We start from the raw sequence: 12,654 nt of genomic DNA on the forward strand, positions 1-12,654 counted from the left end.
CTTAGTGACAATAAGTTATAGTGACAAACGGGTAACCACCTAAATACTATGGAACAGAAATTTGAACCAATAAAAGATTGCGCCCATAAAATATTGGCGATCAGCGATACAATGGATATTTTAAACGGAAAATGGAAAATGTCCATAGTTGCCTGCTTGTGCTATAAGCCGATGCGCTATTCAGAATTGCTCAATGAAGTAAAGGGCATTTCCGGCAAAGTACTCAGCCGCGAGTTGAAAGATCTGGAAATAAATGAGCTTATTGAGCGCAGAGTGTTAAGCACTGCGCCTGTCGCCGTCGAATACCGAATTACAGACTACGGCAATTCGCTTAAAGAGCTCATCAATACGATAGCGGATTGGGGCTTCATCCACAGAAAACGCATCATCGGCAGAATGAAAAAAGATTGAGCTGTTTATCACTAAGTTACTGCAGGTTGCCGCTGTACATTCCTTCGTCAAAATGGACGGCATCTGTTTTTGTGATAAACAATACAATATCGCTTGTTTCCACAGCACGGAATACTGGGTTATCATCTTCTACGAGGGCACTTTCGCCTGTAACAAGACCCATCGTTTCATGCACATTTACTTTCCCGGCAAATACATAAAAGAGGAAAGCACAATTTTCAGACGGCACCTCGGGGAGAACAATTTGCTGGTCTTTTTCCAGGCGCACATCCATCAGCCAGGTACTGCTTCTAATTTGCAGTGGGTAGCCGCTCCCCTTTCCTGCTATTTTACGCCAAAGATTTCTACTGTGAACTTTTGGCAGCTGGTAAAACTGAACCTGTGGTTTAAGTCCGGCAGTTTCCGGCCTGATGAATATATGCAGCCCTTCCAAGGCTCCACCCTCTTCCAAAACCCTTTCCTCGTGGTAATAACTTGCACCAGAGTTCATCATCATCAGCTTTTGATTAGAGATCTCCTGGCTATGGCCTTCTGAGTCGAGATGTTTTACGCTACCGCTTCGTAAATAGGTTAATATTTCGTCGTCTCTGTGCGGATGCATTGGAATTAATGTACCGGGAGTTATTCGTGCGTGATCAATTCTGCCAATGGTGAAAAAACCCGTATCATTTAACTGGGGCATGATTAGCCCGGGATATAATATCTGTATCCCGAAGCCTCCATGCTGCTTGCCATATTTTATGTTATTATCTATCTTGGTTACCATTTTCTTGTTGTTAATTTGTTTTATAAATGCGATGGCATGTGAAGTGGCCTTACCATTGCAAACTTTGTAAATGTTTACTGTATTTCAATGATCACTTTCCCGATATAGCCACCTTTTTCAGCATACTCGTACGCCTCTTTATACTGGTCGAATGAAAACACTTTGTTAACTTCGATATCCAGTCCATTCTCTACCGCAGCGAGTAAAATATTGGTGTATTTGGCAGATGGGTTTGAAAGTATTACAAGGTGTTTTTTGCTGGAAAAAAGGTTTTTGATAAGGGATAGTGGGATTTCAATGGGCTGTGGAGTGGGGTTCAGAAAAATGGCTTTGGATTTCATTATTGCTTTGGCATTTTTAAATCCCATTTTGCCTGAAAGATCAATAACAATATCATATTTATCAGCTTTAGAAAGCACATTATCTTTTTTATAGTCTATGACATAATCCGCTCCCCATTTTTTTGCATATTCGGCTCCATCGGTACTGGTTACCGCTGTTACTTTTGCACCCTTTCGTTTTAATAGCTGAAGCAGGACCATACCGAATCCACCGGTAGCGCCATTTACCAAAATATCGGTCTTTGCACTGATGTCGCCCATTTTTAGTAAAGAAGTAACAGCCGCAGTACCAACTACCGGAATTGAAGCAGCCTGGGCAAAGTTAATATTAGACGGTTTTTTCCAAACAAGTGAAGAGGTCACTGCAATATATTCTGCCGATACGCCTTCCTTCATCATATTTTTCACTACTCCGAAAACGGCATCGCCTTTTTTGAAGCCCTGTACTGAAGATCCGATCTCTTCAATAGTGCCAGCAAAATCTGTTCCTGTGTTTTTAGGGAATTTAGACCCGGACATTAATTTCATCTCACCTTTTCTAATTTTCCAGTCCATTGGATTAATAGAAAATGCTTTAACTTTCACCAGAACCTGATCAGCTTTGATCGTAGGTTTTAATTGTTCTACTGTCTGTAAAACTTCTGTACTTCCGAATTTGTGATATGCAATTGCTTTCATAATATTATTTTTTTAGTTGTTTAAAATGATATTACAAAGTTGCGAACAACAGCATCTTGAAACTTGTATCAAATCACTATTGTGTCTTGAATTATTACAAAGGTGCAATCCTTATAATAGAAGGTTTTGTAGATAAAAATGATGCACCTGCAAAAATTGCAAGTGCATCACTTATGATACTTAATATTAAGCGGAGACTAGTTTTGATCTGAGCTTTATGCATTACCTATTTAATAGTACCGCTGCAAATAGATCCAACTGCATTAGTATACTTGTATAAGATCACTACTGTATTTCAATGCCTTAGGAGGCATTCCAAACATTTCATACATATATTTGTTTAATTGTGGCAGGTCATAAAAGCCCGTATCATATGCAATGTCGGTAAGGCTTCTGTCCTTATCGGAAAGTGTCAGATAAATAGCCTGTCGCAGCCGTGTCCACAATAAATACTTCGATAAGCTGCTACCGGTCTGTTTCTTGAAGAGTGATGCTAGACGAGATGGTGAAAGAAAGACGATATCGGCAAATGTCTGCGGCGTGATATCAGATTGGAAGTAATTAGCCTTAATGTATTCAACAATTTTTGTAACTCGCTCATCATAATTTGCTATAGGTAATTTAGAGAGAAGGGCATCTATTATATTGTTAACGTCTAAAGTATCCTTTGCTGTCTGAAAGAATGCATTTGTCTCCGTGGGAGAGTCAAAAACAATGAAGTCTTCACCATCTTTAAATCTGCCTGCAAGTTCTAAACCAATACTTGAATAGGGCTCTATATTTAAGACATTTAGTGTTCCTTTTTCTGCAACGCAAAAATGTGTAACATGGGGCTTTATAAGAAAACCGTGGATTCGCTCGTTCAGCTTGCCGCTAATGGTCGAGTCAAACGGGGTGTCGTTTGATAGCACAATTTGATAGGCTGAATGATGATGGATTTCTACAGTAAGATTGCGGGCCTGAAGGGCTAAGATAAAAGGATTCATATATACGATTTAGCGTAATTGCCAAGAGCAAAACTTTTGAGCAATTAAATATTTATTGTAAAAATATCTAAAAATTCTTTATTATATCTTTCGAAGTGTTAAACGATTATTAACCATTAGCTGTGGATATCTATTTAAGAAAGTTTATACTACAATCAATTAAACGAGCTTCTAAATTCTATAGGCGATATATTTGTTTTATTTTTAAATAATTTAGAGAAGCTCTGGCTGTGTTCAAATCCCAATCATGATTTAGCAACGCTACAGACTCATAATTTAACGTTTGACATCTTCTTGCATATTTAAAAATAGTTACATAAATTTGCGTAACTAATTACGTAATTAATTATACTAATATGGAATTTTATAAAATGGCAGGCATAAAATCAATAGGCAGCAGGCTAAGAATGCTGACCAATAAAATTACTGATGATGCAGCGCAGATATATAAACTGTACAATATTGAGATGCAGCCTAAATGGTTTCCGGTTTTCTATGCCCTTTCAGAAGGCAACGAAAAAACGATTACCGGAATAGCGCAGGAAATAGGCCACTCGCATCCTTCGGTCAGTAAAATCATAAGTGAAATGATTGAAGACGGATTGATCGAAAAGAAAGACAATAGTGACGCAAGGCGCAGTATGGTGGGGCTTTCAGAAAAAGGGATGAGCTATAAGGAAAAGATCCAGGATCAGTATACCGATGTGGAAGATGCGATTGAAGCTCTTAACAGGCAGGCGACCAATGACCTATGGAAAGCAATTGAAGAATGGGAATTTTTGCTCGAGCAGAAAACATTACTCCGAAGGGTAATTGAGCAGAAAAAAAAGCGCGAAAGCAATGCCGTCTTAATTGCTAGCTTCAAACCCGAATATGCCAACGCTTTTAGGCAATTGAATGAAGAGTGGATATCTTCTTATTTTAAGATGGAAGAAGCTGACTATCGCTCGCTGGATAATCCGCAGGAATATATTCTGGATCAGGGAGGCCATATTTTAGTTGCCCTTCTAAATGATGAAGTTGTCGGCGTGTGCGCCCTAATGGCAATGCATGACGGGGAACATGCTTTTGAATTGGCCAAGATGGCGGTTTCTCCATCCGCGCAAGGCAAGAGTATAGGATGGCTGCTGGGACAGGCAGCATTAAACAAGGCAGCCTCACTGGGAGCTAAAAAAGTTTATCTGGAAAGCAATACGATACTCAAACCGGCAATAAGCCTCTACCATAAGCTGGGATTCCAGAAAATAGCCGGCCATCCGACACCTTATGAACGCTGTAATATACAGATGGCAGTTGATATCAACCCATCTCATAAAAAATCATAAATAACTATTCAATATGTACGATAAAAAAATAGCCGTCATTATTCTAGATACTTTAGAAGACTGGCAAAAATTAAATGTTACTTCTTTTCTCGCAAGTTCGGTTGCCATAGCTTTTCCCGAAACTCATGGAGCTCCGCTGGTAAGCGCATCAGGGACTTCCTACCTGCCTTTTATAAAACATCCCATACTTGTTTATGCTGCCCAGTCGGATGAACAGCTGCAACGTGCTTTTAACCGGTCGTCAGAAAGGGAATTGCACGTTGGCATCTACACTAAAGAGCTGTTTGCTACTAAAAATGAAGAAGAAAACATCAACGAAATTGCACAGCATGCAGATAATGAGGTAAACCTGGCGGGAATTATTATATATGGAGAGAATAAAAAAGTTGATAAAGCAGTTGACAAACTTAAGTTGCATTCTTAACGAAATATATTACAAATGCAAATGACATTATCAGGTATTTATACTCCTTCTGATCCTGCTCAGTGAAGACTGCGTAATTCCAAGATAGGAAGCCAGATAGGAAAGCGGCACCCGATTGGCAAGCTTGGGAAATCGGTTAAAAAAGTTAAGGTAGCGTTCGGTAGCATCTTCGGCCATCATCATACTGATCTTACTGACTTTTTCGACTAGTGCTTTGGAAATTACCTGATTCATTATATCATCCCAGACAGTTATTGTCATCGACAGTTCCTTTAGGGCCTCTCGGGACAGGGTTACATATTTGCAGTCCGTTACCGCCTGAATATATTCCGGTGATGGGCTGTTTTGGTTATAATTGTCCAAATCAACCACAAAGTGATTCTCATCAAGGAAATATTTGGTAACCTCGTCACCTTTGCTATTGTAATAGCTGACCCTGAAAACTCCCTGGAACAGAAATGCAAATTCTCTGGGAATTTTTCCGGCTTCCTGATAATATTCCTCCCTTTTGATCTCATGTTCAATGCATTTATCTAAAATGCAATCAATCTGTTGTTCATTGAGATTGCCAAACTGAAGTAAGAAATTAATTAGCTCATCCATAAGTAGACTTTTGTATAGGTAAATATAACCTTTTTATGATTTTTACACGCTGCCGTAATTGTGATAATGTCGGAAGCGGTTACTTTCCAAGCTCTTTAGCGCCTTTATTTGCCGTCTTTAATGTTATCCAAGTGTAACATTATATAAGGTAATACCTGTTCATCTTTCAGGTGCTTGCCAAGGTTTGCAAACCTTTCCAGATAGTTGGTCGCTGCATTATCCGGGTCGCCATCCTGCACATAAGGTATGATACGGATTTGTCGTTCCTCAGTGGCTCTTTGTGCAGCCCTGAGGGCAATATTATCCCAATTGGATACTGTAACTGATAATTCTTCCATGCCGCTCCTTTCTATAATTGATAGATCACATGCGGTCATCGCCTGTAAATAATAGGATTGTATAATTGGCGGGTATATCGGCATGGAAGAAGATACGAAATTACCTTCGCCAATCAGGGCGGTGGTTATATTTTCTTTCTCCCTGTTATAGTAATTGTACCGCAGGACACCACTGTTCACAAAAGCAAGGAATGAAATGGTATGGCCCGGCTCCGCCAGATATTCGCCTTTCTGTAAATGGACTTGTTTTGTCAGTCGATTAATCAGGCTGATTTGCTGCTGGTTCAGGTGATCAAACAACAGCAATTGGTTTATAAGTGTATTCATTGTGGGTGTTTTCGTTGCAAAATTATTTCCCTTTGCAGGACAAGCAAGCCTGCATGACAAAGGTGGAGTAAAACTAAAAGTAATAATTTGCCATTTGGCAAATAGTCATCTCCACGTCGCCGGGAAGATAGTGTCGGTGTTTCAGATGACAATTACACTATTTGCCATTTGGCAAATTGCACGAAAATATCTTTGCTGAATTTTGTCCTGTCACTATGATAGAACATTATATAAATCTTAAATAATTAAAAAAATGAAAACACAAACCACAACCCCTGCATCAGGTAAATATCCACAAACTACAGTTGTAATAGTAGTTGATGCAACAATTGAAAAAGCTTTTAATTATATCGCACCAATCTATCTCCCGCATATCTTCCCTGGTGCCGGACTTATCCCGGGTATCAAAGACACGAGCGTCAATGAGGGATGGAATAAGGCAGGCTTGAACAGAACCGTTTATTTTGCTGATGGCTCAACGAGTCAGGAAACAATGCTGACATATGTTGAGGCAAAATCATTTACATACAAAAATGAAAACTTTACTTCTCCTGTGCTGCGTGCCTTAATGCAGCGACTTGAAGGCGAGTGGTTTTTCACTACAGACAACGACGGCAGAACCCGAATTGAATGGACCTACCGCACGATCCCTACAAACTTTGTTGCAAGGATTTTTATTCGTACCGTTTTATTACGCTATTTTAAAAGAATGCTTCAGCAGGCAGTTGATATCTGCAAGGAGGATCTTGAGAGCGGTAATCTTCTTGGTGCCCACTTTCCATCTGCTGCAGCAATACCTGCTTAATAAAACACCACCTCACCAAAAAAAGCCACAATCGATTTTCGATTGTGGCTTTTTTGTATACCCAAAGTATTGACCTGATCAGTAATTGCTACAATAATCAGCCTTTTATCTATAAATGAAACTTGGGATCCTAAGTACGACAATAGTGATTTGATACAAGTTTTACTCTGGCAATCACTGCACCTTTGTAATGTAATAATCAATAACAAATTAAATATCATAAAAATGAAAAAGCAAATAGTAATACTTGGAGCCACCGGAACAGTGGGCAGTAAAATTTCAGAAATCCTTTTAAACGAAGGACATCATGTAACACTGATAGCAAGGCACACCGAAAAACTTGAAAAATACCGTGCCCTTGGTGCTGAAATCATCTCGGGAGATATCACCGATGTGCAAACAATAACAGCTGCTTTTGCAAATGCCGATAGTGCATTCGTGATTTTACCTGATAATGTAACGGCAGAAAATACAAGAGCCTATCAAAGACAGGTTACAGGCATCCTTATTGAAGCCATCAAAAAATCCGGTATCAAATATATAGTGAACATGAGCAGCCTGGGATCTCACATGCATGAAGGCAATGGCATTATGGGCGGTACCGGAGAACAGGAAGTGAGATTAAACCAACTGGAAGGTGTAAATGTGCTTCACATCCGTTCAGCCTATTTTATGGAAAATTTTTTGCGAACAATAGGTATGGTTAAAAATATGGGTATCAATGGAACAGCCGCAGACGGCGACCATTCCATCCCGATGGTAGCCACCAGAGATGTTGCGAAAATCGCTACCGGACATTTGGCAAACCTTGACTTCAGCGGTAAAAGTGTTCAGGCCGTGATGGGGCCTAGAGACTACACATATAGAGAATTCACCTCTATTGTAGGTAAAGCAATTGGAAAAGATGATTTGCAGTATGTTCAGGTTCCTGTAGAGCAGGTTAAACAAATATTCTTAGGTAATGGTTTTTCGGAAGATTTTACAGACAATCTACTTGAAATGGGGACAGCAATTAAAACAGGCTTCATGAATTATCAAAAAAGGGATGAATCGACTACGACGCCAACCACAGCAGAGGATTTTGTAAATGAGGTGTATCTGCCAATTTACATCAACTAAGAAAATCAAACAGATCCGAACTGTTCAGATACCTAAAACCTTTCTGCCCTGAACAGTAATTATAAATACAAATCATAAAATATTCAAAAATGAAAACAGCATTAATTACAGGTGCCAATCGTGGCATCGGGCTGGAAACAGCAAGGCAGTTATTAGAAAATGGCTATCATGTTTATTTGGGAAGCCGCGAATTGAACAACGGGTTGGAAGCCGCGAAAAAGCTAAAATCAGAAGGATTTACCAGTGTAGAAGCCGTGCAGTTGGATGTCACAAATGAAAACTCGGCAAAAGCTGCCCGAGTGGAAATTGGCAGGAAAACGGATACTTTGGATGTCCTTGTTAATAATGCAGGAATCAATGGAGGACAACCTCCCTATACTGCACTGGATGCTACCCCGGACCAGTTTTTGGCCGCATTCAATACTAATGTGGTCGGCACAGCAATTGTCACACAGGCATTTTTAGATATATTACGCAAGTCGCCTGAGCCCAGAATTGTAAACGTAAGCACAAGCGTTGGCTCTCTATCCCTACAGAGCAATCCGGAATGGCCTGCTTATCATTACGCCAAATACGCGGTTTATGCATCCTCGAAAGCCGCCCTGAATATGTATACCATTCATTTGGCCTATGAACTGCAGGACACTGCTTTTAAGGTAAACGCAGTCTGCCCTGGTTATACAAGTACCGATTTCACTGGCAATAATGGAGGCGATGTCGAAACTGCCGCAAGGCGAATTGTAAAATATGCAATGATGAGCCAGGATGGGCCGACGGGCAAATTCTTCAGTGAGGAAACTAATCCGCAAACCGGTGAAATTCCATGGTAAAATAAGCATACAGCAACAGCTGTAGTATAAATACCATCAATTAGAATAGTGATCTGGTACAACTTTATGAGCTGCAATACAGGCATCTTTGTATCATAATAATCAACAATAAAATTATAAACATCATGAAATTACTAGAAAAAATACAATTAGGAAATCTGGCATTAAAAAACAGAATGGCGATGTCTGCCATGACCAGAAGCCGTGCCGACCAAAATGGGATCGTAGGAGACCTTACGGTTCAGTACTACACACAAAGGGCTAGTGCAGGGCTGATATTCACCGAGGCGATCAGAATAAGTGAAGAAGCGACCGGCAGTCCATTGACACCGGGCCTTTATTCGAAAGAACAGATTCAGGCATGGAAAAAGTCACAAAAGCAGTTCACGACAATGGCGGTGTCATTATCGCCCAGCTTTGGCACACAGGCCGCGCAGGACATTCTATAGACCGAAATGGCAAATTACCCCTTGCGCCATCTGCGCTGCCGATTCAGGGAATGCAGCATTTTACTTCTCAGGGCATGAAGGATTATGAAGTTCCACAGGAAATTACACTAGCTGAAATTAAGCAGACTATTGCAGATTATGGACAGGCTGCCAAAAATGCAATCGAAGCCGGTTTTGACGGTGTCGAACTGCATGCTGCAAACGGCTACCTGCCGAGCCAGTTTTTAGCGGAAAGCTCCAACCAAAGGACAGATGGATATGGGGGCAGTATTCCCAACAAGGCCCGTTTTGTCCTGGAAGTAATGCAGGAATTGATCAACAAAGTTGGCGGAGATAAAGTTGGAATTAAAATCTCGCCTTTCCATCCTTATGGCAATATGATTCTGGATGACCCTGCCGGTACTTATACTTATCTGGTTGAAGAGCTAAACAAATTGGATTTTGCCTACGTGGAACTGATGAAACGCAGCCCTTACTTTCCTTCGCCTGAGCATTATCCGGCGGATGATGAAATAGAGTTATTTGGCAGCATGATACAGCAGACTGTTATTGCCAATGCAGGATATGACAAGGCATCCGGCGAAGCTGAACTTGAAAAAGGGATTGCAAGCATGGTCTCATTTGGGACGTTATTCCTGGCAAATCCCGATCTGCCAAAACGTTTTGAAACAGATGCACTTCTAAACGAACCGGACAGAGCTACAATGTTTGGCGGTGGAGAACAAGGGTATATTGATTATCCGTTTCTAAGTGAGTAATTGAATCAACAAATTATTAATTTAAAAAATATAAAGATGAACACGATATATAAATATATTTCATTAAGTATCTTACTGGTCAGCATCTTGCCAGGCAATGCACAGAGCGTTGACGCAAGTACAATGCAAAAGGTTAAAGCAGACAGGGCCTTTTATGAGACCCTGGGGAAATTATATCCTGCGGACAATACCGTTGCCGTAGATGTGGTAACGAGTTGTCAGTATGATTCAGTGGACACGTATTAGAGCGAAAGATGATATAGATGACGTATATACTTTAGATAACGTGACAACAAGCGTAGAATCGACTGAAAATACAGTTGCATTTACTACCTTTAGTCCAGATATATTTAGTTACTCAGATTACTATCCTTTTGGAATGCTGGTACCGAACAGACATAAGTCTGCGGCTAGCTACCGTTATGGCTTCCAGGGACAGGAAAAGGATGACGAAATTAGAGGCGGTGAAGGGAATTCGTTAAACTATACGTTCAGGATGCATGATCCTAGAATTGGTAGGTTCTTTGCTGTGGATCCGTTGGCTGGGGATTACCCTCATAATTCACCTTATGCTTTCAGCGAAAACAGGGTTATTGACATGAATGAATTGGAAGGCTTGGAAACTGGAAATTCAAATGCAAGGGCAAATCGTCCAATGAGAATGAGGCCTATGATTAGAAGAGCAAATGATTATATGAGAGGAGGAAGAAGTGTTTCTTATGCTTCTATGAGGACAGTTAATAGAATCTTAGGATTCAGTCCTAGTTTCAGGATGAGAAATACAATTGCTTTGAGAAATGCAGAAAGAAACATGAATGAATTTATAGCTAAGTATAATCTTAGTCCAAAGACTTTTAATTCAGAGTCTGGTGAACCTAATCCAATAGGGGTTACTCCTAAAAATTTAGAAAATTTAGGTATTTGGATTAGTTTTATTACTGATTTAAAAGAAAATTACAATTTATCCGTTCAAGAGGTTCAGGAACAAGGTAGAATTGATGATACAAGTACTCATGTTTCAGTATCAAATGGCTATCAATTTGGAGGAATAATGCAGTTAAAACTATCATTAGCAGAAGCTGCATATCAAAAATTATTTAACCAATTAGTTGAAGAAAATATTAAACAAAACACAAGTGAAGACCCTCTTGGAAACAACAAAGTTTCTAGCGCAAGACTTGCTGTCAAGATAAAGCTCGGACCTTCTCCTGTTGAACTTGTAAATAAGATTTTTGAAGAGGCCAAAAAAAATGGAGACTCTAAAGTAATTCAAATAGATGTTAAAGAACATCCTGTTATCAACCAAGGAAATTAAAATATGAATGAAAAAGAAATTTATGAAATAGAGAGATACTTAACAGATAATATAGAATTAGATCTAGATTATTTAAAAGATTTTTCAAATAAGCATGCTGATATTGAGGAATTAAAAGTTTATTATTTTTATGCTTTGTATAAAAATAATAAAATAAAATTGGCTTCTGAAGAGTTAGCTTCTTTAAATCAATCAATAAAACTTCAAGAAAACTCATTTTTCTTAATGGTAAAAAGTTTGGTTCAAATTAATCAAGATGACGAAATAGACTTACTAATAAACTCATTAGAGAAATGTTTACAAATTGATAATCGGAAAGAAAATAAATGGCTAAGGCTAGAACTTTTTAAACTTTATGAAAAAAAAGAAATTGATTATTTAGCCTGGGGATATCTAGAAGATGCAATATTGATTGATGAGAATTTCTATGAAGCAATTTTATTAAGAGCTCAGAGATTAGATTTAATTACAAATTGTTCAGATATTGTTCATCAAATACTACAGCTACCGCAAACGTATGTTAATTCTGACGTGCTTAACTTTTTAGGAAACGCATATCTAAACTGTAACGAGATAGAAAATGCATTAAAAATTTTTAACGGTTCGTTGGAAATAAGAGAAACTGAAGAAGCTTATTATTTTATTGGCTACATAAACCATTATAATTTTAGTGATTATGAAAAGGCAATGTTTTATTATGATAAGTCCATTTCTATTAATCCTCAGTTTATCGATGTATTAATTGAAAAAGCCTGGCTGCTTTATGATATGAACGAATATGAAACTTCAGAAACTCTATTTAAAGAAATAATAGATAGTCATCATGAAGAAATTAATGTATATAATCAAATTACATTATTCTATATAAGAACAGAAAAAATTAGTGAAGCATTAAACTATGTTGAAAAATCAAAAAGTAAATTTGGTATAAATTATATGAATCAAGGATTTGAATTAATATGTTTAGAGAAGATCAAAGATGATAAATATGTTAATGAATATCATGTATTTAAAAAGAAATATTCAGCAGATGAATTATCATGGTTTAAAACTCTCTTAAGCGAAATTTAAAATTCGACAACTACTAAGGGAGTATTCGAAGAATGCATATACAGAATATGAATAAGGTGTCTAGCTGAACTAGCGTATCACTCGTCAACTGAATAAATTAAAAAATTA

13 protein-coding genes and 2 pseudogenes are annotated in these 12,654 nt (G+C 38.5%); 9 read left to right on the top strand and 6 right to left on the bottom strand.

What is annotated here, in order from left to right; translation table 11 throughout:
• Positions 1–48: 48 nt before the first annotated feature.
• Entirely contained in the window at positions 49–411 is a 363-nt protein-coding gene (locus B0A68_RS10680; protein ID WP_035688565.1) for a winged helix-turn-helix transcriptional regulator, read from the top strand.
• A gap of 16 nt (positions 412–427) precedes the next feature.
• Here B0A68_RS10680 and B0A68_RS10685 read toward each other — a convergent pair whose 3' ends face one another.
• The 4 genes and pseudogenes from B0A68_RS10685 to B0A68_RS24320 form a co-directional block, all read right to left on the bottom strand.
• Positions 428–1,177 (bottom strand): pirin family protein, encoded by a 750-nt coding sequence (locus B0A68_RS10685; RefSeq protein WP_035688566.1) that lies wholly within the window; start codon positions 1,175–1,177, stop codon positions 428–430.
• Positions 1,178–1,251: 74 nt separating this feature from the next.
• Complete coding sequence (locus tag B0A68_RS10690) at positions 1,252–2,196, bottom strand: NADP-dependent oxidoreductase (protein ID WP_035688570.1); 945 nt, start codon at positions 2,194–2,196, stop codon at positions 1,252–1,254.
• A 263-nt stretch (positions 2,197–2,459) separates the two neighbouring features.
• Entirely contained in the window at positions 2,460–3,182 is a 723-nt protein-coding gene (locus B0A68_RS10695) for a helix-turn-helix domain-containing protein (protein WP_035688571.1), read from the bottom strand.
• Positions 3,183–3,337: 155 nt separating this feature from the next.
• Positions 3,338–3,427: pseudogene (locus B0A68_RS24320) on the bottom strand (AraC family transcriptional regulator); the annotation flags it as partial.
• Between the two features lie 111 nt (positions 3,428–3,538).
• Between B0A68_RS24320 and B0A68_RS10700 the strand changes: the two are divergent.
• On the top strand, positions 3,539–4,507 hold the full coding sequence (locus B0A68_RS10700) for a bifunctional helix-turn-helix transcriptional regulator/GNAT family N-acetyltransferase (protein ID WP_035688572.1): 969 nt from the start codon (positions 3,539–3,541) through the stop codon (positions 4,505–4,507).
• A 13-nt stretch (positions 4,508–4,520) separates the two neighbouring features.
• Positions 4,521–4,931 carry a DUF2000 domain-containing protein gene (locus B0A68_RS10705; RefSeq protein WP_035688574.1) on the top strand — a complete coding sequence of 137 codons (411 nt, stop codon included), beginning with the start codon at positions 4,521–4,523 and terminating at the stop codon, positions 4,929–4,931.
• 30 nt (positions 4,932–4,961) lie between these two features.
• Here B0A68_RS10705 and B0A68_RS10710 read toward each other — a convergent pair whose 3' ends face one another.
• Positions 4,962–5,534: a Crp/Fnr family transcriptional regulator gene (locus B0A68_RS10710; RefSeq protein ID WP_035688576.1), complete on the bottom strand. Its 573-nt coding sequence runs from the start codon at positions 5,532–5,534 to the stop codon at positions 4,962–4,964.
• Positions 5,535–5,638: 104 nt separating this feature from the next.
• Positions 5,639–6,199, bottom strand: coding sequence for a Crp/Fnr family transcriptional regulator (locus tag B0A68_RS10715; protein ID WP_051892830.1), 561 nt, complete (start codon positions 6,197–6,199; stop codon positions 5,639–5,641).
• A gap of 253 nt (positions 6,200–6,452) precedes the next feature.
• On the opposite strand from B0A68_RS10715, the gene B0A68_RS10725 reads away from it, so the two are divergent.
• The 6 genes and pseudogenes from B0A68_RS10725 to B0A68_RS10750 all read left to right on the top strand — a co-directional run bounded on the left by B0A68_RS10725 (position 6,453) and on the right by B0A68_RS10750 (position 12,546).
• Positions 6,453–7,004 (top strand): SRPBCC family protein, encoded by a 552-nt coding sequence (locus B0A68_RS10725; protein WP_035688580.1) that lies wholly within the window; start codon positions 6,453–6,455, stop codon positions 7,002–7,004.
• 225 nt (positions 7,005–7,229) lie between these two features.
• Positions 7,230–8,123, top strand: coding sequence for an NmrA family NAD(P)-binding protein (locus B0A68_RS10730; RefSeq protein ID WP_035688582.1), 894 nt, complete (start codon positions 7,230–7,232; stop codon positions 8,121–8,123).
• An 89-nt stretch (positions 8,124–8,212) separates the two neighbouring features.
• Positions 8,213–8,953 carry an SDR family oxidoreductase gene (locus tag B0A68_RS10735; protein ID WP_035688584.1) on the top strand — a complete coding sequence of 247 codons (741 nt, stop codon included), beginning with the start codon at positions 8,213–8,215 and terminating at the stop codon, positions 8,951–8,953.
• A gap of 191 nt (positions 8,954–9,144) precedes the next feature.
• A pseudogene (locus tag B0A68_RS10740) lies at positions 9,145–10,160 on the top strand (alkene reductase).
• Between the two features lie 223 nt (positions 10,161–10,383).
• On the top strand, positions 10,384–11,475 hold the full coding sequence (locus tag B0A68_RS10745) for an RHS repeat domain-containing protein (RefSeq protein ID WP_051892832.1): 1,092 nt from the start codon (positions 10,384–10,386) through the stop codon (positions 11,473–11,475).
• 3 nt (positions 11,476–11,478) lie between these two features.
• Positions 11,479–12,546 carry a tetratricopeptide repeat protein gene (locus B0A68_RS10750; RefSeq protein ID WP_035688586.1) on the top strand — a complete coding sequence of 356 codons (1,068 nt, stop codon included), beginning with the start codon at positions 11,479–11,481 and terminating at the stop codon, positions 12,544–12,546.
• Positions 12,547–12,654 lie beyond the last annotated feature (108 nt).

Origin of the sequence: Flavobacterium reichenbachii, assembly GCF_002217435.1 — a bacterium.
GTDB lineage: Bacteria > Bacteroidota > Bacteroidia > Flavobacteriales > Flavobacteriaceae > Flavobacterium > Flavobacterium reichenbachii.

Excerpts from the sequence above, each read along its gene's own strand:
- B0A68_RS10730 (WP_035688582.1), top strand. The coding sequence starts at position 7,230 with ATGAAAAAGCAAATAGTAATACTTGGAGCCACCGGAACAGTGGGCAGT.
- B0A68_RS10750 (WP_035688586.1), top strand. The coding sequence starts at position 11,479 with ATGAATGAAAAAGAAATTTATGAAATAGAGAGATACTTAACAGATAAT.
- B0A68_RS10710 (WP_035688576.1), bottom strand. The coding sequence starts at position 5,534 with ATGGATGAGCTAATTAATTTCTTACTTCAGTTTGGCAATCTCAATGAA.
- B0A68_RS10695 (WP_035688571.1), bottom strand. The coding sequence starts at position 3,182 with ATGAATCCTTTTATCTTAGCCCTTCAGGCCCGCAATCTTACTGTAGAA.
- B0A68_RS10690 (WP_035688570.1), bottom strand. The coding sequence starts at position 2,196 with ATGAAAGCAATTGCATATCACAAATTCGGAAGTACAGAAGTTTTACAG.
- B0A68_RS10725 (WP_035688580.1), top strand. The coding sequence starts at position 6,453 with ATGAAAACACAAACCACAACCCCTGCATCAGGTAAATATCCACAAACT.
- B0A68_RS10705 (WP_035688574.1), top strand. The coding sequence starts at position 4,521 with ATGTACGATAAAAAAATAGCCGTCATTATTCTAGATACTTTAGAAGAC.
- B0A68_RS10745 (WP_051892832.1), top strand. The coding sequence starts at position 10,384 with ATGATTCAGTGGACACGTATTAGAGCGAAAGATGATATAGATGACGTA.
- B0A68_RS10715 (WP_051892830.1), bottom strand. The coding sequence starts at position 6,199 with ATGAATACACTTATAAACCAATTGCTGTTGTTTGATCACCTGAACCAG.
- B0A68_RS10680 (WP_035688565.1), top strand. The coding sequence starts at position 49 with ATGGAACAGAAATTTGAACCAATAAAAGATTGCGCCCATAAAATATTG.
- B0A68_RS10735 (WP_035688584.1), top strand. The coding sequence starts at position 8,213 with ATGAAAACAGCATTAATTACAGGTGCCAATCGTGGCATCGGGCTGGAA.
- B0A68_RS10685 (WP_035688566.1), bottom strand. The coding sequence starts at position 1,177 with ATGGTAACCAAGATAGATAATAACATAAAATATGGCAAGCAGCATGGA.
- B0A68_RS10700 (WP_035688572.1), top strand. The coding sequence starts at position 3,539 with ATGGAATTTTATAAAATGGCAGGCATAAAATCAATAGGCAGCAGGCTA.